We start from the raw sequence: 24,724 nt of genomic DNA on the forward strand, positions 1-24,724 counted from the left end.
CTGACAACCCCCCATCTGTATCGTCCGCGTGTTCTGGCCTGCAGTGGCTCGTTTACCTATTCCAGCGCGGTGGCGTCAATGGTTCTATCGTGCGGAGTGTTTCGTGCGGTGTTCGGTATTCGAACGGTGCTGTTCAGATTTCAAACGGTTGCCGTGTGCGCGTCCTCTGAATTTGGGTTGGCACTGTCTGTGCTGATAGCAGAAGCCGATGACGGCACCAATGCTTACGACACGTATTGAACAAGCCATCCTGCTGATCCGTGGGCACAAGGTGTTGTTGGATCGGGACCTCGCGGCGCTCTATGGGGTCCCCACGAAGCGGCTGAATGAGCAGGTGCGACGGAACTCCTCACGCTTCCCACCTGACTTCATGTTTCAACTGACAGATCAGGATGTTGCATCTTTAAGGTCGCAATTTGCGACCTTAGAGCCGGGTGGTCGTGGTCAGCATGCCAAGTATCTCCCGATGGTTTTTACCGAACACGGCGTGGCGATGCTTTCCAGTGTCTTGCATAGCGATCAAGCGATTGCAGTGAATATTGCGATCATGCGTACCTTCGGTCGGTTGCGGGCGCTGTTAGCAGGACATCGGGAGTTGGCGCGGAAGTTGGACGAGTTAGAGCAGCGCTACGATTCTCAATTCAATGTGGTTTTCGAGGCGATCCGAAAACTGATGGAGCCGCCTCCGCGGTTGTCACGACGGCGGATCGGGTTCTTGCCGAGTGCAGGTGATTAATGTCGCGCCAACCACCGGCTAAGCCGGATGGTCGGCTTGAGTTCCCAACCGCAACCACGTCACCGATTCAATATGGAACGTCTGCGGGAACATGTCGATCGGTTGGCTCGATTCGTGGTGGTAGCCGGCGGCGATGAGGGCGCGGAGGTCGCGGGCGAGGGTGGCGGGGTCGCAGGAAATATAGCCGATCCAGCGCGGGGCGCAGGCGATGATGCCGGGGATCGCTTCGGCGGCGCCGCGGCGTGGGGGATCGAGCAAGATGCCGTCGAAGCGCGTGGCCTGTTTGGCGGCATGGCGCAAGAATCGGTGCGCGGCAGTACAGCGGAAATCGAGATGCGGGTGCCCGCGCGCGGCGGCTTGTTGTTGAGCCTGGCGGATCGACGCCGCATGCGTTTCGATCCCGACGATCGCGGTTGTGATCCCGGCGAGGAAAAACGTCAGATTGCCGTTGCCGCAATAGAGTTCCAGGACGCGACCGCCGCCGTGCGCGCGGACGCCTTCGACCACGAGCTGCTGTAATTGTGCGTTCTGTGCCGGATTGACTTGGGCAAAGCCGCCGTCTGCATCGGCGTCGCTCTGCACCAATCGCCCGCGTCCGCTGGCGCGCAAGGTCGCTTTATTGGCGGCCAATTGTGTGTTGATCCGTTCGTCCGCGATCCAGCAGTGCTCGAATTCTACGGCCTCGTAAGTGCCGGCACGGAAAAATCCGATCCGCCCGGCGTCGTCGATTTGCAATTTGATGCGACTGCGATAATGCCACGGCGACGGCGCGGGGATCGTCGGCAGCACCACTGGGTCGCGCAGCTTTCCGATCCACCGCAGTTGCTCGGCAAGGATCCGCTGCTTCCACGCGACTTGCGCCTCGTAGCGGAGGTGTTGCCACTGGCATCCGCCGCAGCGGCCGAACGCGGGACACTGCGGGACGGTGCGCTCGGAACTCGGTGTCAACACGGTCTCGACGACGCCTTCCCAATAATGCGCATGCTGTTTCGTGATCCGCACCTGCGCATGATCGCCGGGCGCGGCGCCGTCTACGAAGACTTGCACGCCATTCAGTTCCGCGCGGCCGCGGCCGCCGGCAATTAAATCGAGAATCGTCAGTGCGTGGACGCTGCCTACCACGGGATGGGTCCGAGCCAGCCCGCAAAGAGGGAGCTGCCCTTCCAGAGCAACAGTGGCAGCGCGATGAATGTCACGGCGAGGCCGAGCCCGCAGAGGCCGTAGAGCAGCGGCAATGGGCAGAGTGGGGTTTCCACGGTCCCGTCGGCGGGACGCAGGTCGCGATAGATGGAATAGCCGAACGCCAGCGCGACGATCGGGAGCAGCAGCTGGAACCCGAGCAGCAGCGGGAGCGCGAGCACGCCGAGCAGTGGCAGCGTGGCAGCGAAGTTCAGGCCGAGGAACAGTGTGAACATCACGACGCCAAAAAACGCGAAGCGGCTGAAGATCCCGAGGCGATGTCCGCGACTCCGTTCCCAACTGAGGGCCAACGATTCGTGAATGGTGCGACCTTCGATGACGCAAATGTACCACGCCATGACGAGCGTCGGCATCAGCAGCAGCGCCGGGGCAAAACAAAGTGCAGCGGCGCCGACGACGATGAAACTGAGGACCAGGCTCAAGCCGAACGCGTGCGCCAGATGTGCCGCCGTCTGGGCGAGTGGCGGCTCCCAGCGCGATTCTGCAGCGGACGCGTGTTCGAATCCCGCAGTCACGAAGCCGTTAGCCAGTGTGGAAATGACTTGCGCGGCGGCGAAATACCCGAATGTGGCTAAGCCGAAGCAGGCCGCAGCGGGGAGCGAGCCGATCAGCAGATGATCGAGGAACGGTCGGAGCCAGCCGACGAACGACAGTTCGTGGAGTAGATTGCTGACGAGTCCGCCGAACAGCGTGGCGATGCAGGGGACGATCACGAAGGTGAGCAGCGTGGTACCGAGCGCTGTGATGAACAAGGCCTCGAGGCCTTTCGCAATCAGCCAATATTCAAAGCGCCGGCCTGTTAGGGCCAAGCCGTGCCGAATCCAGGCGTCGAGGGGGCGTAGCTGCAACGGGCTCTCAGACATGCGCGGGCGTCATAGCGCAACTGCGGGGCCGCGCTCAATGCCAAACTCGCGGACTTCATTGTTTGGAGATCACGACCGTGACCGTATTGCCGAATAGGGTCTGCAGGATTCCCTGGGCGGCGAGCAATCCCGACCGTTCGGCGATACGGTGGCGGATTGGCGCCGCTAGCACCGATTGCTCGCTATCGATGCGGTCGTCGAGCGTGGGGTAGCCTTGACTCCTGCCATTGATCAAAATGCGATGCGATTGGGTCTGATCGAAGATGAGTCCTGCGGCGATGAGGGCCTCGTCGTCGTCTGCGGCGTCGTGGGCCGAAACCTGACGACTCGCACGGAGGTGAATGTCGCCATTCGGGCGTTCCACGAGCACGAACTTCGCGGCGCGGGCGCCGGCGGCAAACATGCCGTGCAGATCGTCGAGCGATTCGATGGCCGTGATGTCTCCGCCCGCACGTTCCCCCAAGCGATGCGCCCGTTCAACAGGGGTTTCATGAGCCGGTGCGGCACCCGCCGGAAGCGCCGCGCGCGCCCGCTCGTCGTGTTCTCTGGGCGAAGTCGTCGGAAGCCCTCCGGGGCGGCGTGGCATCTCAGTCGCGGTTTTGTGAAATTTCCACATCTTCCACATGGTCCGCGCCTCCGCCTTGGTCAGGTAGACGGCGCCTTGTTCGGCGAGATTTTGGACCTTAAGGGTGCCGGCGAATTCGCTGGTCTCGCCAGGCAATACGAGCGTGTCGGGTTCTCCCTCCGCGCTGATCCGGACATCGCGCATGCCTTCACTGGTCGCGACGACCGCAAAGATGCCGGTTCCTTGGTGGGGGAAACCGGCACAGGCCGTGGCGTCGATCCATCCAAGGTCCTGTGTGTCCAGCTTGGCGATGATCGAGACCGGATGCCCATGTCGCCTGGATAATGCGGCCTCCCGTTCCTGGCGGGCAGAGCGGGCGTCCGGTGTTTCCAACGATTGGGTGTTAGCGGGGCGGGCGCGTGCGCCACTGGGGCCCGGACCACCTGGTCGTTCGCGGGCATCGCTTGGTCGCGCGGGCGGAACGTGAATGACATGTGCGCCGGACGGGAGGGCGCCCGGTTGCAGTTCCGCGTGGGTTCTGGGCGGTCTGCGGCGTTCCGGTCGTTTGGGCCGAGGCGCCTTGGGGTCCTCGGCGAGCGGCGCCGCCGCCCCGTTCGGCGCGCCATTCGGTGCGGCGTCCGCGCGTTTGCCGTATTTGTGCCGCGACCAGAGCCAGATCGGTAGGGCGACGAGGGTAAAGAGGCCGGCCATAATCCCAATAATTGCCAGTCCCGACGTGAGCGGGTCCGGAGTCAGCAGCACCGGCCCGGCGATGCTGCTGCACCGACCGCTCCAGCATTGGAGTTGTGAAGAAAACGATGTTGGAGCGGCAGCTGATGGGGCGACGCCCGGCACTGAGGTGCGTCGGGCCGTGTCGACCCCAATATCATTTGAGGGGGACAGGTACCGTCGGATAGGCTTGAATGCTGTATTTGAAGGTACCTGTCCCCCTCGGATGCAATTGGTTGGAGGGTGGGGACTGCGCCGGGCCGTTGATGGCCGTACAGCTGGCGCTGGTGCCGTGATGCAATGGGCCGGTCTGGACCGGAGTCTGCTTGTACGCATGGTCAGCTCCCTCGCAACGCCCCCGTGTCACCTTATTCGGTGCGGCGCCGAAAAGGTTGCTAAAAAAATGGGGGGCCACATGACTGACTTCGGTCATGGGGAAAAACGGAAAATTTTTCTTTCCTCTGCGCGCAACCTTCTGTAATGGCACCGACCATATTCGACTGGGTGTCATGGGTCAGTTCATGCGTTGGGGGAAACGCAGCCTCATTAATATATGGCGGACATGTCGTACGGATCACCATCACTCCTTCGGAAGTTCCTCCCGCTGACGCTCCTTATATGTAGCGTGGCGGGCGGCGCATATGCGTTATACGAAGTCGGGCGGAACGATGGCTACGCGCCGGACCAGCCGATCCCGTTTAGCCACCTCCGTCACGCGGGGGAATTGCAGATTGCCTGTCAGTATTGCCACGCCAACACGGAGCAGGGGCGCGTGGCCACCGTGCCGTCGGTGAATATTTGTATGAACTGCCACAACGAAAAGGCCGGGGTCGGGTCCGGGCGGCCGGGGGTGGAATATCTGAAGGAGCGCTACGCGCGGGGCGAGGAAATCCCGTGGGTGCGGGTCCACGATTTGGCCGATTTCGTTTATTTCAGCCATCGCCCGCATATGGCGAAGGGGATCAAGTGTGAAGAGTGTCACGGCAAGGTCGAAACCATGGCGCAGGTGGAACAAGTCGCGCCGTTGACCATGGGGTGGTGCGTCGATTGCCACCGCAAACCGGACAAAGAACATCCGGAGAAACAGCAAGCGCTCACGGAGTGTACGACGTGTCATCAGTGAACGACAAAACCTATTGGATGGCGGCGGGCGAGCCGGCGGCGGCGCGGAAGGAATTTCTGTCCGATCCGCGCGACCAGCCGCCGGCCGACGGCGAATTCTCGCGGCGCGACTTTTTGAAGCTGGTTGGCATTTCGTCCGTGCTGGCCGGAGCGGCGGCCTGCGCGCGGCGTCCGGTGGAAAAGATCGTCCCGTATTTGAATCGTCCCGAAGAGGCCACGCCGGGGACTCCGTTGTGGTACGCCTCCACGGCCGATTGCCCGTGCCGTTGCGGCGTGTTGGTGAAGACGCGGGAAGGGCGGCCGATCAAACTGGAAGGCAATCCCGATCATCCGGTGAATCGCGGTGGACTGTGTACGTGGTCGCAGGCCGCGGTCTGGAATCTCTACGACCCGGATCGCTTGATGCATCCGTTGCGGCACGAACCGAATGCGAACACGTTTCACAAAATCACTTGGGACGAGATCGACGAACGCGCGCGGTTGGTGTTGGGTCCGGCCTCGAAGGTCTGGTTACTGACCGACGCCTCGGTGAGCGGCGGTCCGGCGACGCAACAACTGATCCGCGATTTTCTTGCCAGCCAGCAGAGCGGGCGGCATGTGGTGTATCAACCCATTAACACCGAAGCGATCGCACGGGGTCGGGCCGCGGCCTATGGCGCGGAGACCGGGGTGCCGCATTATCGCTTCGATCGCGCCGATGTCGTCGTTTCGTTCGCGGCCGATTTTCTCGGCACCTGGATCTCGCCGGTAGAATTCGCGCGCGAGTGGGCCAGCCGGCGGCGCTTGGTGGATGCACAGCAGACGACAATGTCTCGGCTGATCTGCTTCGAGCCGACGCTGTCGTTGACGGGGACGAATGCCGACGAACGACATCTCGTGCGTCCATCCAGTCTTCCGGCCGTTGCGTTGGCGTTGGCGCACGAAGTCGCCGTGTTGGCCCATGACGCCGGCGTCGCGTCGCTTCCGCCATCCTTCGATCGGGCTGTGGAAGGCGGACGTGGCGCGCCAGTCACCACCGCGGCACACACCTCGATGTTGCATATTCCCGCTGCGGTCGTGCAGCGCGTGGCGCGGGAATTATGGGCGGCGCGTGGCAAATCGCTGCTCGTGGCCGGGACGCTGGATGGCGCGGACGGCGAGCGACTGCAAGTCATCATCAATTATTTGAATGCCGTGTTGGGCAATGAAGGCAAAACGATCGAGAGCCAACGGCGCAGTCGTCAGGCGGAAGGCTCGTATGCCGACCTGCAACAGTTGGTCGCGGCGATGCAGGCTGGTCAAGTGGATACGCTGCTGATCGCCGGAGGGAATCCGTTGTACGCCCTGCCGGCCGCGTCGGGCTTCGCGGAAGCCGTCAAACAGGTGCCGGTAGTTTTCCACCTGACTGACCGGCGCGACGAGACGTGCGCGGTGGCGCATTACGTCCTGCCGACGTCGCACTTCTTGGAAAGCTGGGGCGACGCGGAGCCGCAGACCGGCGTGTATAGTTTGGTGCAGCCGACGATCGCGCCGTTGTATCAAACGCGCTCCGTTGGTGAAATTCTCCATAGGTGGCTGCCACCGGAGCGGCAACAAAAAGATTGGCACACGTATTTGCGCGCGGTGTGGCGCGATACCGTCTATGCACACAGTGGGCGCGCTGTCTCGTTCGACACCTTTTGGGAAGGGGCGTTGCGTCTCGGGGCGGTGGTCGCGGCGGCGGAATCAACGCCGGCGCCGCAGTCGTCGTTTGATCTGGAATCGTTGGCGGCGGCCGTGCGCGCGAGTGGGCTAACGACCGCGTCGGAGGGGTTTGAATTGGTGTGCCAGCCGTCGCTGGCGTTGTACGACGGCCGCTACGCCAACAACGGCTGGCTGCAAGAACTCCCGGATCCGGTCACGAAAATTACTTGGGACAATTATTTGTCGATCGCGCCGATCACCGCGGCGACGTTGGCAGTACACGAGGCCGACTTGGTGCGCGTCACGGTGCCCGGTGCCGGTGGCAGTGCCACGTTTGAACTCCCCGTCCACATTCAACCCGGGATGCACGAGCGGGCCGTGGCGGTGGCACTCGGGTACGGGCGGCGCGCGGCCGGCCGGGTGGGGAACGGCGTCGGCGTGGCCGTGGCCGACGCGGCGCAATCCGCGGATGGCCGTTTGCGTTGGACGGTGGCCGGCGTCACGCTCCAGCCGACCGGACGCCAGGCGGAATTGGCGTGTACGCAGGGGCATCATCGGATCGACGCGACCGTCGGCGGCGTGCGTTTTGGGCCGCGTCCGATTGTGCGCGAAACAACACTGGCTGACTATCTGCACCATCCGGAGGCGGGGCAATTCGGCGCTGCGCCCGCCATCGATCAGGGAGATCCAGGAGGGCGGGCTGCGCACGACGCGGGCGAAGGCGGCGGGCATGCTGCGCCCGCCAACCATAACGGAGATCCAGGAGGGCGGGGTCATGGGCCGGAAGAAGCGCAGCCCTCCATGTGGGCGCCGTTCAAATACGAAGGCTATCGCTGGGCGATGGCGGTCGATTTGAGCACGTGTACCGGGTGCAGTGCGTGCGTTGTGGCGTGCCAAGTGGAAAACAATATTCCGCCGGTCGGCAAAAAACATGTCTTGACCGGACGCGAGATGCACTGGATCCGGATCGATCGTTATTACTCGGGCCCCGAAGACCATCCGGAAACCATTCATCAACCGATGATGTGTCAGCACTGCGAAAAAGCGCCATGCGAGACGGTGTGTCCGGTGTTGGCCACGGTGCATGACAACGAAGGCCTGAATGTCCAAGTGTACAATCGCTGCGTCGGCACGCGGTATTGCGCGAACAACTGTCCGTATAAAGTGCGGCGCTTCAACTGGTTCGATTACGGCAATCGGCGCCGCGCGGCGTATGCGTGGCCGGAGCCGCTCCATCTGATGTTGAATCCCGACGTGACGGTGCGCGAAAAAGGCGTGATGGAAAAGTGCACGTTCTGTGTGCAACGGATTCGGAGCGCGAAAGAAGACGCGAAGATGCGCGACGAAAAGGTGCGCGACGGCGATTTCCAGACGGCGTGTCAACAAGGGTGTCCGACCGGCGCGATCGTCTTCGGGAATGTGAACGATCCAGAAAGTCGCGTGGCGCAATTGGCGCGCGGCCCGCGCGGCTATCACGCGCTTTGGGAACTGAACATTTTGCCGCAAGTGACGTATTTGACGAAAGTGAGAAACACGACGGTGACTGGTGGCTAGTGACTGGTGACTCGTGGTCCGTGCCCCAGTCACCAGCCACTAGTCACCAGTCACCCGCACCGTACGGACGTACGAGAGTAAATATGGCCTTGACGAACACGGCTGTGACGACCTTAGCGAAGGAACCGCTCATCGCGCCGCACAAGCGGATCTCGGACGTTAACGACGACGTCTGTCGGCCGCTGGAAACCTTTCCCACGGCCTCGTGGTATATCTGTTTCGCGTTGGCCGCGAGCCTCGCGTTGCTCACGGTCGGACTGATCGGTTACCAACTCCACACCGGGATGGGCGTCTGGGGTTTGAACCATCCGGTCGGATGGGGTATCGACATCACCAATTTCGTGTTCTGGATCGGCATCGGCCACGCCGGCACCTTGATTTCGGCGATTCTGTTCCTGTTCCGGCAAAAGTGGCGCACCTCGATTAATCGCAGCGCCGAAGCGATGACGATCTTCGCGGTGATGACGGCCGGGATCTTTCCACTCATTCATACTGGCCGTTCTTGGTACGACTTCTGGTTGTTTCCGTATCCGAACATGCGGCGACTCTGGGTCAACTTCCGCAGCCCGTTGTTGTGGGACGTCTTCGCCGTCTCCACGTATTTCACCATCTCGTTGTTGTTTTGGTATTTAGGCCTGGTGCCGGATTTGGCCACGGTGCGGGATCGCGCGAAAAATAAGATTCGTAAATTCGTCTACGGCATGATGTCGCTCGGCTGGAACGGGTCGGAACGGGCATGGAAGCATTACGAACACGCGTACCTGCTCTTGGCCGGGCTTTCCACGCCGCTCGTGCTCTCGGTGCACAGCATCGTGAGTTTCGATTTCGCGATCTCCGTGCTGCCGGGATGGCATACCACGATCTTCCCGCCGTATTTTGTCGCGGGCGCCGTCTTTTCCGGCTTCGCGATGGTCGTCACATTGCTCGTGATCGTGCGCAAACTGTTCCGGCTCGAGGAATACATCACGCTCAAACATTTGGAGAACATGAACCGGATCATCCTGCTGACCGGGATGATGGTCGGCTACGCGTATGGGACCGAATTTTTCATCGCGTGGTACAGCGGGAGCGACTTCGAACGCTTTGCGTTTATCAATCGCGCGTTGGGACCGTACGCGTGGTCGTACTGGATCATGATCAGTTGCAACGTGCTGATCCCGCAAGTCTACTGGTTCAAAAAAATGCGGCGGAGCTTAGTGGCGATGTTCATCATCTCGATCTTCGTGAATATCGGGATGTGGTTCGAACGGTTTGTGATCATCGTCACGTCGTTGCATCGCGATTTTCTGCCGGTCAATTGGGGACTCTACAAACCGACGTTTGTCGATATCGGGATTACCGTGGGGAGTTTCGGCGTCTTCTTCACGTTCTTTTTGCTGTTTTGCCGCGTGTTGCCAGTGATTGCCATGGCGGAAGTGAAACACACGATGGTGGCGGAGGCGAAGCACGCACCCGCGAGTGGACATTAATATGCAACAGTCGTCCGGTGTATTGGCGATGTTTCAAGATTCCGACGCCTTGTTGAAAGGCGGTACGGAGTTGCGGGAGCGCGGCCTAGTCGGGATGGACGCGTTCACGCCGTTCCCGGTGCATGGCGTGGATCAAGCGCTCGGGATCAAACGGTCGTGGGTCTCTGCGGTCACGTTGCTGTTCGGCGTGCTCGGCTGTCTCGGCGGCTTGCTGTTGCAGATTTGGACGTCGGCGTATGCGTGGCCGTTGAATGTCGGTGGGAAACCGTTGGCGTCGGTGCCGGCGTTTATTCCGATCGTATTCGAATGTACCGTGTTGCTCGGCGGGGTGTGCACGTTCTTCGGCGTGATCGGATTTTGCGGATTGCCGCGCGTAGCGCGTCCGCCGGTCGATCCACGCGTGACGGCGGATAGTTTCGCGTTATGGGTCCCGGTGTCGGCGGCGGCGCAGCGCGCGGACGTCGAACGGATCGTCAAGGTCGCGGGAGCGTATGAGGTGCGGAGTGGGTAGAGCACGTGGACATTTGAAGGGGTGTCATTCTGAGCCGCAGGCGAAGAATCCAGGGGCATCAATTGGATCCTTCGCTATTGCTCAGGATGACGGCATGGGCTGTGAATCTGTAATGCCTCGTAACATTCATCGATTCGTAATGGCACTCATCTGTGCTGGGATGTGTGTCGCTGCATGTGGTCGCAATCAGACGACGTGGGAGTATATGCCCGACATGATGGATCAAGTGACGGTGAAGACCTACGAACCGGATGCGTTGAGCCCCGATGGCAAAAAAGTCCGCTTGCCGGTGGCGGGCACGGTGCCGCGTAACTTCGAAGCGTATCCGTTTGCGGTCGAAGCGGGCGAACTGGCCGGACGGGAGTTGGTCAATCCGCTGCCGCGCACGCTCGAAATCCTGCAACGCGGCAAGAAGTCGTATGGGTATTATTGCGTGCCGTGTCACGGCGTCGGCGGCGAAGGCAATGGGCCCGTGGTGCCGAAATTCCCGCAACCGCCGACACTGTTGTCAGATAAAGTGCACGAATGGCCCGACGGGCGGATTTTCCACGTGATCACGCGCGGCCAAAACCTGATGCCGCATTACGCGTCGCAAATGGCGCCGGATGAGCGCTGGGCCGTGGTGCACTATGTCCGCGTGCTGCAACGCGCCGGCAAGCCGACGGCCGAGGACGTGCAGAAAGTGTTGGGACAGCCATGACGGCACTGCATTCGACCCATATCCAACCGCTGCCGCATATCGGCCCGGTGCATATCCCGCGCGTGTTGCGCGTGGCCTGCGTCGTGGCCGTGTTGATCGGCGCGGCGACGTTTTTTTGGTCGTTAGGGCATGACCCAGCGCGTGCGTGGCACAATTATTTGCTCAATTATTTCTATTGGCTCTGTCTCGGACTCGGCGGCGCGGTGTTCGTCGCGATCCAATATTTGACCGGTTCCGTCTGGAGCGTCGGTTTGCGCCGTACGGCGGAGGCATTAGTCGCGTATTTGCCACTCGGCGCGTTGCTGTTCGGAGGTCTCGTCGTGGGCGGCAGCCAGCTCTACGATTGGACCAATCCGACGTACGTCGCGGCCCATGCGGTCGTAGCGAAAAAGGCCGCGTATCTGAATTGGTCCGCGTTCGCCACGCGGCATTTGCTGACATTAATGATCTGGATCGCGTGTGCGCTCTACTTCGTGCGCAACTCGCTCCGCCAGGACCGCACCAAAGAGGCCGCGCTGACGCAGCGCAACACCAAAATGGCCGCGGGGTTCATGATCGTCTTTGCGCTCAGCTTCACGCTCGCGTGTTTCGATCTACTGATGTCGCTCGACGCCACGTGGTTCAGCACCATCTTCGGCGTCTATGGATTCGCCGGCCTCTTCCTCAGCACCATCGCGATGATGACGATCCTGGCCGTGCCGCTGTATCGCGGCGGTCACTTCGGGCCGTATGTCCGCGCCAACGACCACTTGTTCGATTTGGGCAAATTGATGTTCGCGTTCACGGTGTTTTGGGCCTACATCGCGTTCTCGCAATTCATGCTGATTTGGTACGCGGATCTCCCGGAAGAGACCGGCTATATGATTCAGCGGATGAGCGGCCATTGGCTCCCGGTCGCGTGGGCGCTGCTGATCTTCAAATTCATCCTCCCGTTCCTGTTATTGCTCTCGCAAGATTGGAAAAAACGTCCCGGCTTTCTCTTCTTCATGGCGCTGTGGGTGTTAGCGGCGCACTATCTGGACATTTACTGGCTGGTCTTCCCGCATTACTCGATGCAGACGCCGATCTTCGGATGGTCGGAAATTGGCGTGTTTTGCGGCTTTGCCGGCATGTTTGGGCTGTGCATCACGGGTTTTCTGAGTCGCGTCTCCGCCGTGCCGATCGGCGATCCGCGACTTCACGAAGCGGTGGAGTTTCATCAATGACCTGGGGCGTGCTGCTATTGATTTTGGTGTTCCCCGCCTTCGCCGTTGCCGAGGATGCGATCCCGCGCGAGTTGCAAGGGATCGGGATTGAAGAGCATCTCGGCGCGGCGTTGCCACTCGATCTCCCCTTCACCGACGAAGACGGGACCACGGTTCCGCTGCGACAGTATATCGGGGCCGGAGAAAAGCCGACGCTCGTCGCGCTGATGTACAACGGATGTCCGAGTCTCTGCGGCTTGTTGATGAACGGTGTGGTCAAAGTTTTCAAGGCCTTTTCCTGGACGGTCGGAACAGATTTTAATTTCGTCGCCGTCAGCATCGATCCGACCGAAACTCCGGACTTGGCGCGCGAGAAAAAGGCCGCGTTACTGGCGGAATATGGACGGCCGACAACGCCGACCGGCTGGCGCCATTTAGTCGGAACCGAAACCTCAATTCGTGCGTTGGCCGACGTGGTTGGATTCCGTTATCGCTACGACGACGACCAACAACAATACGCGCACGCCGCCGCGATTTACGCCGTCACGCCGGATGGGCGGCTCTCGCGCTATCTGTACGGCATCGACTTTCGCCCGCTCGATTTAAAGTTGGCGCTGATGGAAGCGGATGGGGGCAAGATCGGCACGACGCTCGATCACTTGCTCCTCTTTTGTTACCGCTACGACCCGAAGGGAAAAAAATACGCACTGTTTGCGACACGGCTGATGCGAGCGGGTGCCGGCGCGACCGTCGTGCTGTTGGGGGCCTCGCTTTGGACGTTGTCGCGTCGCCGCCGCGCGGCAGGAGTTTGCTCATGATGGGTCTACTCGGCTGGTGGTTTTCCCAACTCAGCCTCCCGAACGCGTCGAACTTCAGCCTCGCGGTCGATCGGTTGTACGATTTCATCTTTTGGCTGAGCGTCGTATCGTTTCTCGCCATTGTCCTGATGATGGTCGTTTTTGTCGCCAAATATATTCGCCGTCGTGAAGGCGAAGCGACGCCGTATATCGAAGGCCACACGCCGACGGAAATCGGTGTCTCGGCCGGACTCTTCGTCCTCGTGATGATCATCTTCTATTGGGGCTATCGCGATTACATGCAGATGCGCACGCCGCCCGCGGGCGCCATGGAAATCAATGTCACGGGGCGACAGTGGGAGTGGGAATTCCAATATCAAAACGGTCGCGTCGTGGCGCGGCAAGGGAGCGAGCCGCCGGTCTTCGTGTTGCCGCGCGGACAGAATGTGAAACTGATCCTGCAATCGAAAGATGTCATCCACAGTTTTTACATCCCGGAATTTCGCGTGAAGCAAGACGTCGTCCCGGGGATGTACACGTTTCTGTGGTTTGAACCGACTGCGGTCGGCGAATACACTGTCTATTGCGCCGAATTTTGCGGGACCGATCACTCGCGCATGTTAGCGCGCGCGCGGGTCGTAGAGCCGGCCGACTACGAAACATGGCAGCGGGAATGGGAATTGGCCGGCGTGAAAAGCGCGTGGGAACGACAAGCGAACGCGGCGGCGACAAAATCCGCGGCTGCGAAGCCGACGGGACCGGAGACGATTGCCGATCAAGGCAAAGCGCTCTTCGCCACGAAGGCGTGCAGCGCGTGTCACAGCGTCGACGGCGTATCCGGCGCGGGCCCGACGCTGAAGGCCGTGTTTGGCCACGACGTGGCGCTCGCGGATGGCAGCACCGTGAAGGCCGATGAAAATTATCTGCGTCGCTCATTGATGGAACCGGCCGCGCAAGTGGTCAAAGGGTTCAACGGCGGTGTGATGCCGACGTTCCAAGGCCAATTGAAAGATGCCGAGGTCACGGCGTTGATTGAGTATATCAAAACTTTGCAATGAGTCAGGAGGAGTACCGCATGCCCGAAGCCGTCTCGTATCTGAATTCGCCGAAGGGATGGAAGAGTTGGCTCTTCACGCTCGACCATAAGCGGATCGGCATGATGTATCTCTTATTGACCATGGTGTTCTTCGCCGTCGGCGGGATTTTCGCATTGCTAGTGCGTTACGAATTGCTGACTCCCGCGCCGACCTTCGCCGCGAATACCTACAATAAGATGTTCACGATGCACGGCGCGATCATGGTGTTCATGTTCATCATCCCGATCATCCCGGCGGCGCTGGGGAATTTTTTCCTCCCGCTCCAAATCGGCGCCAAAGACGTGGCGTTCCCACGCCTTAATTTAGCCAGCTATTACATCTTCATCGGTGGAGCGCTGTTGGCCGTGTTGGCCATTTTACTCGGCGGCGTCGATACCGGCTGGACGTTCTACACGCCGTACAGCATCAAGACCGCGACGGCGGCCACGTTGGTCACGCTCGGCGTTTTCGTGATGGGTTTTTCCAGCATCCTGACCGGATTGAATTTTATCGTCACGATCCACAAATTGCGCGCGCCCGGGATGACCTTTCACCGCATGCCGCTGTTCCTCTGGGCGATTTACGCCACCGCGATCATCCAAGTGCTCGCGACGCCGGTGATCGGTATCACCACCGTGCTGCTCGTGATGGAGCGGGTGCTGCACATCGGCTTCTTCGATCCCGCGATCGGCGGCGACCCGGTTTTGTTTCAACATTTCTTCTGGTTCTATTCGCATCCCGCCGTTTACATCATGATCTTGCCCGGCATGGGCATCGTCAGCGAAGTGATCACGGTGTTTTCGCGCAAACAGATCTTCGGCTATCGGGCCGTCGCCTATTCGAGCTTGGCGATCGCGTTTATCAGTTTCATCGTTTGGGGACACCATATGTTTGTCAGCGGACAATCGGAGCTGGCGAACTTACTGTTCTCGCTGCTGACGATGCTGGTCGCAATCCCAACGGCGATCAAGGTCGTGAATTGGACGGCCACGCTGTATCGCGGCTCCATTCGTCTCGGCACGCCGATGCTCTACGCACTCGCGTTCCTGTTCCTCTTCACGATCGGCGGACTCACCGGCCTCTTCCTTGCCGCGCTCTCGGTCGACGTCCACTTGCACGACACGTACTTCGTCGTGGCCCACTTCCACTATGTGATGATGGGCGGCACCGTGATGGGCCTGCTCGCGGGGCTGCACTATTGGTGGCCGAAAATGTTCGGGCGGATGTATCCGGAGACCTGGGCCAAGGTGTCGTGGGGGTTCGTCTTCGTTGGTTTCAACGTCACGTTCCTGCCGCAATTTATGTTAGGGCGGCTCGGGATGCCGCGCCGCTACCACGAATACGCGCCGCATTTTGCCGGTCTGAATCAACTGTCCACCGTCGGTTCCTGGATGCTCGGCGTTGGTTTCTTGATCATGTTTACCTATTTCCTCTGGTCGCTGAAGCGCGGGGCGTTTGCGCCGGCCAATCCGTGGGGTGGCAAGACGTTGGAATGGCAGACGGCCTCGCCGCCGCCGACCGAAAATTTTCATCAGACACCGACCGTGACTGCAGGGCCGTATGAATACGGTCTGAAAGCGATGGGGACGTAACGTATGGCACACTTGACGACCGCCACACACGGGACGTTGCACGTCCACCACCACTTCGAGACGGCGGAACAGCAGTATCAAAGCTCCAAGCTCGGATTGTGGCTCTTTCTCGTCACGGAAATCCTGCTCTTCGGCGGACTGTTTGTGGTGTACATCATCTTCCGCGGTCTCTATCCGGAGATGTTCAGTCAAGCGCACCACTTTCTCGATCGCGTGCTGGGCAGCGTCAACACGATGGTGCTCATTTGCAGCAGCTTCACGATGGCGATGGCCGTGCGTGCCGTGCAGCGGAGCGAATCCGCGCGCGCGTCGCAATTATTGCTGATCACATTTTTCTGCGGACTCCTCTTTATGGGGATCAAGTACCTCGAATACACGCACAAGTTCCACGAAGGTCTGCTGCCGGGAATCCATTTTCACAACGCCGAACTCACGCATCCGAAGGCCGCGCTGTTCTTTTCGCTCTATTTCATGATGACCGGATTGCACGGCATCCACGTGCTGGTCGGGATGGGACTGATCGCTTGGATGATCGTCGGTTGCAACCGCGGCCGCTTCGATGCGCATTATTCCACGCCGGTGGAGCTGACTGGATTGTATTGGCACTTGGTCGATCTGATCTGGATTTATTTATTCCCGTTATTTTATTTAATCAGTTGAGGACGCGATGAGCGACGCATCACAGAGCCCAAAACACCACGATCACAAATCGGTCTACGTCCGTGTCTGGCTGGCGCTGCTGATTCTTACGGCGATCACGGTTGGCGTGGCGTACCAAGACTACGGCGTGATGAACATCTTCGTGGCCATGTTGATCGCGACGATCAAGGCCGCGCTGGTGATCTTGTTTTTCATGCACCTCAAGTACGACAACAAATTCAATCAAGTCGTCTTTCTTTCATCATTCGTCTTCCTGGCCGTGTTTGTCGCACTCACCGCTGCGGACTTGTTCGACCGTGGCGTGGAACGTCCGGCGATTGCCGCGACGCCTCCGACGGCCGCGGGTGGCGGGGCGTCGGCGGAGGAATTGAACACGTTGCGCCAACCGACGCCGGAGTTAGTGGCGAAGGGGAAGGAATTGTACGTCGCGCGGTGCGGCACTTGCCACGGCGAGCAGGGCCGCGGCGACGGACCGGCCGGCGGCGCGTTCAATCCGCCGCCGCGTAATTTCACCGTTGCGGATGGTTGGAAGTTAGGCCGCACGACCAGCGAGGTCATGACGGCCGTCTCGAAGGGGCTGGCGGGTACGCCGATGCCGCCGTTCGAGAGCACGTTGCCGCTCGCCGACCGCTTCGCGGTCACTCACTATGTGCGTAGCTTCATGCCCGACGCCCCCGCCGATACCGACGAGAGCTTCAAGAAGATGCAGGACGCGCTGGGCTTGAGCGGCGGCGGCAGTGCCGCGTCGGTCCGTTTGCCGGTCGATCAAGTGATGCAATTGATGGCGGTGCCGGTGTCCGCGGCCGCTGCGAACGGCCAACTCCCTGCAGCGACCCACCCCGGCGCACCGCTCTTTGCGCAATTTTGCGCCCCATGCCACGGCGCAGCGGGCGGCGGTGGCGTCAAGGTCGGCACGCTCGGTGTCAACCCGCGCGCCTATTTGCGCACGGCGCCGCTGCACGCGGCGACTGGGACGTGGCGCAGCGACGAAATGCGATTCATTGAATTAGTCGCCAACGGCCTTCCCGGCGTCGGCAAGTCCGGCATCACCCACTTTACTCGGGCAGAGTGGCATGAGTTGTATGAATACGTCCGCCAACTGAGCGAGTAGAGGAATTTACTGCGCGGCGATCGGAACAACCGGCCACGTGACGTCGGCGGTGGCGCCGTGTTTCCACATCGTCTGGAGTGCTGCCGAGAAGCCCGCTTCGCTGAGCGGTCCACGGCGCAGCGTGTCGAAGAGGACTTTCAGCGCGCCGGCCGCGAATCGTAATGCGAGCCTGTTCCCCGAGACCTGGCCGTCAATATGGAGTAGAGTGTCCGTCTCAAAACGGTCGTTGGCCCATCGAGTTACGTAATCGATCACGTTCATGGCTTCAGTCACGGCGGCGGTCTTTTCCGCGGGAGCGAGTTCAGGATTCAACAGGACTTGTTGCAGCGCCTCACGAGTCGCGCCTGGTCCATATTCCAGCCGCGTGCGGACCTGGAGACCGCTTGCAACTGCCACGTCCAACAGTCGATCGGGGGTGAAACAGCGGTTCACGGAAATGCGTGCTGCATTGTCCGGATCGGCCGTTTCAAGACCCCGCTCCAGCAACGACCCGACCCAGCCTGCGATCGGTACCGTCACATCGCCACGCATCCGGCACATCCAAGTGCCGGCTCGGCCATCACCTCCTAGGTACCGTGTGGCCATCGTCCCGCCATATCCCATCCAGTCCCAACAGTGGGCGTCGAGTCCGCGACAAACCTCCAGCGCTCGCTGAGCGGCTGCGGTATCGCGCCCACCACTGCGCACCCACCTGTCGGCTGCATGCGAAGATTCAGCGGCGAGTGCGAAATAGAGATCCAGGCCGGTCGTGAAAAATTGCCGCTGTTCATTGGAATCTGGGCTCCACGCGCAGGCCGCCCATGAATCCAGCAGCGCCTGCTCCTCCGGCGATGTTCCCTTTTCGCGTCGGGCGGCGGCATTCCATGCGGCCGCCGCATTCCGTTTCCACGTATCCACTAATTCGATCGGGAATTGCGTTGCACTCCAACGTGAGACATAACCGTCCGCAGCTTGACGACGATCAACGCGGAGGCCGGAGGGAAACTGGAGCGAGAGGTCGACTGTGGGTGGTGTCGTTCTTGCCAACGCGCCATACAAGGCAACGGCTGGAGCCCATCCTTCGGACGCGTGGGCGGTCGCGGGCTGGATAGCAATGCGGGCTGGTAGTGCCTTGACTACGCGCCGGCGTAAGGCGGGCACTGCCTCAACACCGATTGCCCCTCCGCTGACGGCACATTCGCCGCCCCATGATTTACGAACTCGGACGCCCGCCATACGGACTCCCTTTCTTCCCCCGCCATGTGAATGTGTGCGTCGTATAGCGCTCCACGTGACTTTGCAAGGTGAAATTGCGAGACCGCTAGGTTACTTGATGCCGATGACTCCCTATTTGTTTACGCCAACCGCTGCAGACGTGGCACATGTGGCCTAAAGTTGCGCGAGGGGGGCGCCGGAATCCGTGGATTCCGGCGGAGCTCCCGGCCCGTCGGACGGGCGGGCGAACACGCGCGCGACTGCGGCCCGTTCTGCCGGAGTGATCCGTTGTGCGCGTCCGGCCTCGATCTCCTGGAGTCGGCTCACCGTCCAATCGAGTCGCGCGGCGGTTTCCTGCAAGCTCCACAACCGATCGACGGCCAGTCGCCCGACCAGGATCGATTCGCCGAGGCTGGACGTGTCACGTTGCACGTAGCGGCGCAGTTTTCCCACCGCGTCTCCCGTGACCAGCAGTACGGGCGGCGGTAGGGCGCCGTCTCGTACGCATGGCAGGGCGGCCAAGTCGAGATCGGGGAAGAACTGCCGTTGCAGCAGGGTGGCGAGTGTCGCGGGGGTATGCGTGGAGAAGACGCGCAGCAATTGGCGAAATGTCGCCATGTCGGGTGGGTGGCGGAGTTGTTCGATCCGCAACGTTCCGTTGGCAGCGAGCAGGGTGCCGAGCAAGGCGCGGGAAACGTCCGGAGTTGAGGTGCGCGCCATTGCCGCGTGCCACGACTCCCGCTGCGACGGCGTTGTGCCGAGCGCAGCGCCGAGAATGTCCGCTTCCGCCGTAGTGGGCAGTGCGAGATTGTGTTCGAATAGGTAGAGCAGTTTGCGCGAGATCCGGCGTCCCGTTGTTTCCACCACCGTGTTGATCGCATACCCGGCCCGCCGGCGTGCCCAGTAGAGCTCTTCGCCGAACGAACCGGGCGTGGTGGTGTAGCGGTGCAGTCGTGTCTCCAGATCCGGCTCGTTGAGGGGGATATGGATCGGCTCGACCGTGAGTCGCGGATGGATGAAATGCGGATAGCCACGCCGCGGATCGAGCAGTGCCGGGTATTGCTGGGCCAGCAACAGGCGCAGCATCTCGGCGCGCGGGACGAAGACCTCCAGTTTCGACAGCGTCCCAAATTCAGGGACCCGCTCCCCGGACTCCACGGTATCGTAATAGGCGATTTCCCAGCCCAGTTGTGTGGCCATTGCCTCCATCGAGAGCTGCCGTGCCTTTCGTCCGGCCATCAAGGCCTCCCCGAAGGTGGGCGACGCACGGAGGTACCCTCGGAGTTTCGGCACGTCGCTCGGAAGGACGAAAAATGGTTGCCGACAGACGCGCAACGCGTCCCAGTTGATCCACGGATAGTGTGCCGCGAGGTAACTCTGCAACAGCGCGGGGTAGGGCACGCCATACTTGTCTGCGCTACGCCGGAGGGTCGCTTCGGATGTCAGCGCCCCCATCTCGAGCTCCTCCACATCACTTTTGGTGAACCCGTGGGCGCGGGCCGTCTGCGCGGCGCGTCCGGTGGCAACGCCGCGCATCAGGCGTACCGCGCGCAGGAAAAAACGATAGTCATCGCAGGCAGTCCATTCATGCCGGATGCAATGAACGATTAATTCTCTGAACCACGACGGCGCGTACGGCCGCACGCGTGTCAGAATGGCCGAGCCGGCCGTGAGGGCGGCGTGCTGACTCGAGTCCTGCTGGATGTGGGCCACGGCGCGGATGGCCGCGCAGAGGTCGCGGGCGGTGGCGTCCGGCAGGGCGACTCCGATGGTTTCTGCGAACCGTTGGCATTTGTGCCACGTGAGCGCGCCGGTGCGGCCCCAGTGTGCCCAACAGTCGACCCACGCCGCCCGTTCCGCGAAATGTTCGTCGGCCAGGCGGAGGCACTCGTTGCGCAATGGCGCGGCCCACGTGGAGGCGTCTGGGAGTTGGGCCCAGGCCTTGTTGCGCCACTCTCCCGCGCCCCGCGCACGCAAGTGCGTGATCTCCGGTCCTCGGCGCGGCTGTGGCGGGGGCCGGTGCGAATCCCTTAGAGGTCGGTCGTAGGACGCGTGCCATGGGGATATCATCGACGCCCTGTCGAGAAAGTTGCCTGAGTCGGTTTGACTGCCTTATTATCCCCTCGCCCCCAGGAAACTCCCCCTCACCCATCCCTCTCCCCAAAGGGAGAGGGACGTGGATCCCCCGCCCTTTGGGTCGGGGTGCGTTCATCGCCACATTTTCCTTGAAACGGCGTCCCAGTTAGTCGAATCATCCCGGCCGTGCGGATTCGGGGGACACTCATCGGGCTGACGTTGCTGACCTATGGCCTCATCATTTGGGGGGCGGTGGTGCGGCGTGCCGGTGCGGGACTGGGGTGTCCCGATTGGCCGCTCTGTCATGGCGCCGCGCTGCCGCCGAGCGAACGGCTCGCACTGATCGAATACAGCCATCGTGCGCTGGCCGGCGTCGTGGTTTTGTTGCTGCTGTGGATCGTCGTCCGCGTGTTCCGGAATCGGGCGTTGCGTGCAGCGCTCGGCGGACTCAGCGTCGCCGCGTTCGGCCTGCTCCTCCTCCAAGCCGTGCTCGGCGCATTGGCCGTGGCCTCCGAACTGGAACCGCTGATCATCGCGACCCATTTGGCCCTTTCTTGGCTCTTCTTAGCGCTGATCTTAGCGATGACGTTTCGGGCGAGCGATTCCGCTGGAGTCAACGTGGGCGCCAGTGTCGCTCCGCCGCGCGGGTTGCTGAATTTTGGCTATCTCGCGCTCGCGATCTTAGTGATGCAAGCGATCCTCGGCGCGTTGGTCAGTACGAGCCACGCCGGATTGGCGTGTCCCGATTTTCCGATGTGTCAAGGGATGTGGTGGCCGGAAATGCACGGTGCCGTGGCGTTACACATGAGCCATCGGTTGGGAGCGCTGGCTGCGTTTCTGACGTTAGGCGGCTTCGGGCTATTGGGCCGACGCGTGGTTGCGTCTGCAGACCGCTTCCCCTTTCGCCTGCTGCTGCTTGTCCTCGTACTTCAATTGGCGTTAGGCATCGCGAATATCTGGTACGCGCTGGCCTTTGCGATCGACGTGGCGCATCTGGCGATGGCCACGTTACTATACATCCTTCTCATCATCTGTCTTTGGAGACTGCGTGCTCAACGCCTATTGGCAACTCACCAAGCCGCGCATTAGCCTGCTCTTTGCCGTCACGGGGCTGACCGCGTTCGTGGTCCATGGTGCGCTGCTCCGCGAGCCAGTGCGATTAGCGCTGCTGACGCTGGCGGTCTTCCTGATCGGCGGCGCTGCGAACACCTTCAATCAATATTTTGAACGCGACATCGATAAACAAATGCGTCGCACGGCGAAGAAGCGGCCATTGCCGCTCGGCCTCATGACGCCGCGTGCCGCATTGCTGTTTGGGATCGTGCTCGGCTTGCTCGGCGTCGGACTCCTGTGGTGGCGCGGCACGCCGCTCGGCGCGCTGTTGGGCCTCGGGACTATTCTGTTTTACGGTTTCTACTACACGCTTTGGTTGAAACCGCGCACGCCGTACAACATCGTGATCGGCGGCGCTGCAGGCGCTGCGGCGCCGCTCATTGCGTGGGCCGCAGTCACCGGACGACTCGATCTGGTGCCGATCCTGCTCTTTCTCTTGATATTTTTCTGGACACCGCCGCATTTCTGGGCGCTCGCGCTCTGTTGCCGCGAAGACTATGCCCGCGTCGCGTTGCCGATGCTTCCGATCGTCGCCGGCGAAGAAGAAACGCGTCGCCAAATTTTTTATTATTCGCTGATCCTGTTGCCGCTCTCGCTCGGCCTGGCTGCGGTCCATCCCGTCGGCTGGCTCTATCTCGGCAGCGCTGGCCTGCTCGGCGCATTGTTCATTTGGTTCGCATGGCGTTTGTTGCGCGACAAAACCGATCGCGCCGGCTGGCGGCTGTTCGGCTTTTCGATCTTGTATGTGTTGCTGCTGTTTCTCCTGCTGATGGTCGATGTCCTCTTCATGCGGCATGGATAGCGCGCTCTGTGCCGTTGTCGCGGAGAAAACGCTTGCATCCTCATCAGGCGCTGACTACACATCGCCGCCTCAGGACGAAAACGAAACCTATTACAAGGAGGCTGTATGGCCAAGGCCAAGGCGAAGGGCAAGAAGAACGGCGGGGCGGTTGGGGATTTCGTGGTCCGGTCGCGCGTGAAGGAGCAGATCGCGAAGGCGAAGTGCCAATCCTCCGGCGATATCGTCGATGCGTTGAACGGTGTCATCGCGTGGTATCTCGAACAAGGGATCAAGCGCGCCAAGTCCAACGGCCGCAAGACCGTGCGTTGCTACGACATTTGTTGCGAGTAATCGAAGCGATTCATGATGGTGTCAAACCCCGTGGGGCCGAACCCCACGGGGTTTTTTTGTATGCAGCGCTCACTCCCGCGTGAACCAAGTCTCTTCGCCGTTGCGTTGTCCATCGCTGGATGAGGCCACCGGCGTGACATAGTATGTCGCGCCCGACGGCGTGGGAATCGTGATGCTGAGCGTCGCGGCTCCGGTGTCCGTGATATTCGTTTCCGTCACGTCGGCCGGGACATTATACAGTCCCCCACTGGCGGTCGAGGGCCCGTAGCGCACGGAGTAGCTGAGCCCGCTGAGAATATTGCCGTCTTCGTCTGTCGGTTTCGTGATGACCAACGTGAGGGTATCGGTCGTCAACGCCACTGGTGCGCTTTTGGTCCCCGTGGCCGTCGGCATCGTCGTGCCGTTGTAGCTCGCAATGCGGGCCCAATCGGTTAGCACATAACTCATCACGATGAAGAAATCCTCCGTGGAGGCGTCCGTGTAAGCCACGCGAATCGTGAACGTGTCGCCCACGGCCATGTCCGCGTGCGGCGCGAGTGAGACGATCCACTCTTCGTTCGCCAATGTGGTCGTTTGGTACAAGCCGTATCCGGCATCTTCCCAGAGCGAATTTTCCGTTGGATAGCTTTGTGGATCACCGAGTGAGGACGCAAAGCGCACCGTGGCCGTGTCGGCGATGCTGCTCGGCACGTCGATGCACGCGACACTCGCGATTTGATCTTCTTGCCCCGCCACCGGCACGACGTGCAAACGGAGCGCAATCAGGTCCCGTGCGGCGGAGGTTGTGTCATGATCGGCCCAAATATTACTGCTCGCATAGACCCGATCGACACGATCGCTCACGACTTCGATCCCGCTGGGCGTCGCCGCGATTCCGTTGCGGACGCCGTCATTGTCTTCATCGGCATCGAAGAGGTTCGGAATCCCATCCCGATCTTGGTCGGAATCACTCCGATTCGTAATATTGCTCTGTGCGGTCTTGCCATCGTTGCCCGCGCCGACCGGAATCCCGCCGCTCGCGACCGCCGTAACGCTGGCGCTGGCGTCGTCGGGTGCGGTCGTCGTCCGCGCAAATCCGTTCGTGGTGTCGAGCGTGATCTCACCGAGCGCGGTGTCGTCGCTCGGCGCGAGTCCCATCGTGACTTCGGACCCCGCTCCGTCGAAGACCGTCGGTCCGATGTAACTGCCGTCCTTAATGTAGCTGATCAAATACGTCGCGGCCGAGGAAAGGGCGAGGGAGAACGACCCGTCAGATGCCGTGGTGGCGCGGACCGTCGCGTTACTCGCATTGTTGACCGCGACGACGCTATACCCGGATGCCGCAGTCGTTTTCGCGCCCAGGCTCCCAACGGCTCCGACGTTGAGTGACCCCGTCACCGTGACCGTTCCCGTAGTCGTCCCGCCGGAACTCGAACTCCCGGAGCTGGTGCTACTCCCCTCCGACGATGTGCTGCCGCCGCAATGGACTATCAACAACAGGCTGCAGAGTAGTCCGGTGTAGTGTGCGCGAAAACGCATAAGCCCCCCTTTCCGTTGGCGGGACAATTACCAATGATTTGTAGAGACCTTTGCATAAAGGCATGATTGTTGCGGCAAAGGGGATGTGATCCGTGTAGTTTTCTGGGATGAGCCAAACAACGACGAGTCAGTTGAGTTTCAGTGACGGGATGATCCGGGA

At 61.0% G+C, this 24,724-nt stretch carries 21 protein-coding genes; 15 read left to right on the plus strand and 6 right to left on the minus strand.

The features are described from left to right. Positions 1 to 208: 208 nt before the first annotated feature. Complete coding sequence (locus tag HY696_01295) at positions 209 to 736, plus strand: ORF6N domain-containing protein (protein MBI4237035.1); 528 nt, start codon at positions 209 to 211, stop codon at positions 734 to 736. A gap of 18 nt (positions 737 to 754) precedes the next feature. Here HY696_01295 and HY696_01300 read toward each other — a convergent pair whose 3' ends face one another. Genes HY696_01300 through HY696_01310 form a run of 3 tightly spaced genes read right to left on the minus strand, consistent with a single transcriptional unit; the run spans position 755 to position 4,219 of the window. Then, a complete protein-coding gene (locus HY696_01300; GenBank protein MBI4237036.1) occupies positions 755 to 1,858 on the minus strand; it encodes a class I SAM-dependent RNA methyltransferase in 1,104 nt (367 codons plus the stop codon). Then, the gene (locus HY696_01305; protein ID MBI4237037.1) at positions 1,852 to 2,799 is read right to left on the minus strand and encodes a hypothetical protein; all 948 of its coding nucleotides are present in this window, start codon (positions 2,797 to 2,799) and stop codon (positions 1,852 to 1,854) included. The genes HY696_01300 and HY696_01305 overlap by 7 nt, the downstream gene beginning before the upstream one ends. Positions 2,800 to 2,854: 55 nt before the next feature. After that, the gene (locus tag HY696_01310; protein MBI4237038.1) at positions 2,855 to 4,219 is read right to left on the minus strand and encodes a hypothetical protein; all 1,365 of its coding nucleotides are present in this window, start codon (positions 4,217 to 4,219) and stop codon (positions 2,855 to 2,857) included. Between the two features lie 499 nt (positions 4,220 to 4,718). Here HY696_01310 and HY696_01315 point away from each other — a divergent pair, with 499 nt between their 5' ends. From HY696_01315 to HY696_01365, 11 genes are all read left to right on the plus strand, one after another. Continuing rightward, positions 4,719 to 5,216, plus strand: coding sequence for a cytochrome c3 family protein (locus HY696_01315; protein ID MBI4237039.1), 498 nt, complete (start codon positions 4,719 to 4,721; stop codon positions 5,214 to 5,216). Then, on the plus strand, positions 5,204 to 8,431 hold the full coding sequence (locus HY696_01320) for a 4Fe-4S dicluster domain-containing protein (GenBank protein ID MBI4237040.1): 3,228 nt from the start codon (positions 5,204 to 5,206) through the stop codon (positions 8,429 to 8,431). Before HY696_01315 ends, HY696_01320 begins: the two co-directional genes overlap by 13 nt. Before the next feature lie 83 nt (positions 8,432 to 8,514). Continuing rightward, on the plus strand, positions 8,515 to 9,900 hold the full coding sequence (gene nrfD / locus HY696_01325; protein MBI4237041.1) for a polysulfide reductase NrfD: 1,386 nt from the start codon (positions 8,515 to 8,517) through the stop codon (positions 9,898 to 9,900). A gap of 1 nt (position 9,901) precedes the next feature. Further along, on the plus strand, positions 9,902 to 10,411 hold the full coding sequence (locus HY696_01330; protein ID MBI4237042.1) for a DUF3341 domain-containing protein: 510 nt from the start codon (positions 9,902 to 9,904) through the stop codon (positions 10,409 to 10,411). 139 nt (positions 10,412 to 10,550) lie between these two features. Further along, positions 10,551 to 11,111, plus strand: coding sequence for a cytochrome c (locus HY696_01335; protein MBI4237043.1), 561 nt, complete (start codon positions 10,551 to 10,553; stop codon positions 11,109 to 11,111). After that, positions 11,108 to 12,316 carry a molybdopterin oxidoreductase gene (locus HY696_01340; protein ID MBI4237044.1) on the plus strand — a complete coding sequence of 403 codons (1,209 nt, stop codon included), beginning with the start codon at positions 11,108 to 11,110 and terminating at the stop codon, positions 12,314 to 12,316. Before HY696_01335 ends, HY696_01340 begins: the two co-directional genes overlap by 4 nt. Beyond that, the gene (locus tag HY696_01345) at positions 12,313 to 13,113 is read left to right on the plus strand and encodes an SCO family protein (protein MBI4237045.1); all 801 of its coding nucleotides are present in this window, start codon (positions 12,313 to 12,315) and stop codon (positions 13,111 to 13,113) included. The genes HY696_01340 and HY696_01345 overlap by 4 nt, the downstream gene beginning before the upstream one ends. Continuing rightward, complete coding sequence (coxB, locus tag HY696_01350; protein MBI4237046.1) at positions 13,110 to 14,150, plus strand: cytochrome c oxidase subunit II; 1,041 nt, start codon at positions 13,110 to 13,112, stop codon at positions 14,148 to 14,150. The genes HY696_01345 and coxB overlap by 4 nt, the downstream gene beginning before the upstream one ends. Beyond that, a complete protein-coding gene (gene ctaD, locus HY696_01355; GenBank protein ID MBI4237047.1) occupies positions 14,147 to 15,760 on the plus strand; it encodes a cytochrome c oxidase subunit I in 1,614 nt (537 codons plus the stop codon). Before coxB ends, ctaD begins: the two co-directional genes overlap by 4 nt. A 12-nt stretch (positions 15,761 to 15,772) precedes the next feature. Further along, entirely contained in the window at positions 15,773 to 16,420 is a 648-nt protein-coding gene (locus HY696_01360; GenBank protein ID MBI4237048.1) for a cytochrome c oxidase subunit 3 family protein, read from the plus strand. A 7-nt stretch (positions 16,421 to 16,427) separates the two neighbouring features. Then, positions 16,428 to 17,531 carry a c-type cytochrome gene (locus tag HY696_01365; protein MBI4237049.1) on the plus strand — a complete coding sequence of 368 codons (1,104 nt, stop codon included), beginning with the start codon at positions 16,428 to 16,430 and terminating at the stop codon, positions 17,529 to 17,531. Positions 17,532 to 17,537: 6 nt separating this feature from the next. On the opposite strand, the gene HY696_01370 is transcribed toward HY696_01365, so the two are convergent. Continuing rightward, a complete protein-coding gene (locus HY696_01370; protein ID MBI4237050.1) occupies positions 17,538 to 18,746 on the minus strand; it encodes a hypothetical protein in 1,209 nt (402 codons plus the stop codon). A 153-nt stretch (positions 18,747 to 18,899) separates the two neighbouring features. Then, positions 18,900 to 20,702, minus strand: coding sequence for a helix-turn-helix transcriptional regulator (locus HY696_01375; GenBank protein ID MBI4237051.1), 1,803 nt, complete (start codon positions 20,700 to 20,702; stop codon positions 18,900 to 18,902). Positions 20,703 to 20,987: 285 nt separating this feature from the next. Between HY696_01375 and HY696_01380 the strand changes: the two genes are divergently transcribed. The 3 genes from HY696_01380 (at position 20,988) to HY696_01390 (ending at position 23,046) form a co-directional block, all read left to right on the plus strand. Continuing rightward, positions 20,988 to 21,890, plus strand: a complete 903-nt coding sequence (locus HY696_01380) for a COX15/CtaA family protein (GenBank protein MBI4237052.1) — start codon at positions 20,988 to 20,990, stop codon at positions 21,888 to 21,890. After that, positions 21,850 to 22,716 carry a protoheme IX farnesyltransferase gene (gene cyoE / locus HY696_01385; GenBank protein ID MBI4237053.1) on the plus strand — a complete coding sequence of 289 codons (867 nt, stop codon included), beginning with the start codon at positions 21,850 to 21,852 and terminating at the stop codon, positions 22,714 to 22,716. The genes HY696_01380 and cyoE overlap by 41 nt, the downstream gene beginning before the upstream one ends. 105 nt (positions 22,717 to 22,821) lie before the next feature. Continuing rightward, positions 22,822 to 23,046 (plus strand): hypothetical protein, encoded by a 225-nt coding sequence (locus tag HY696_01390; protein MBI4237054.1) that lies wholly within the window; start codon positions 22,822 to 22,824, stop codon positions 23,044 to 23,046. Between the two features lie 69 nt (positions 23,047 to 23,115). On the opposite strand, the gene HY696_01395 is transcribed toward HY696_01390, so the two are convergent. Beyond that, positions 23,116 to 24,564 carry a hypothetical protein gene (locus tag HY696_01395; protein MBI4237055.1) on the minus strand — a complete coding sequence of 483 codons (1,449 nt, stop codon included), beginning with the start codon at positions 24,562 to 24,564 and terminating at the stop codon, positions 23,116 to 23,118. Between the last annotated feature and the right edge of the window lie 160 nt (positions 24,565 to 24,724).

It is taken from the genome of Deltaproteobacteria bacterium, from assembly GCA_016210045.1.
Classification (GTDB): Bacteria; UBA10199; UBA10199.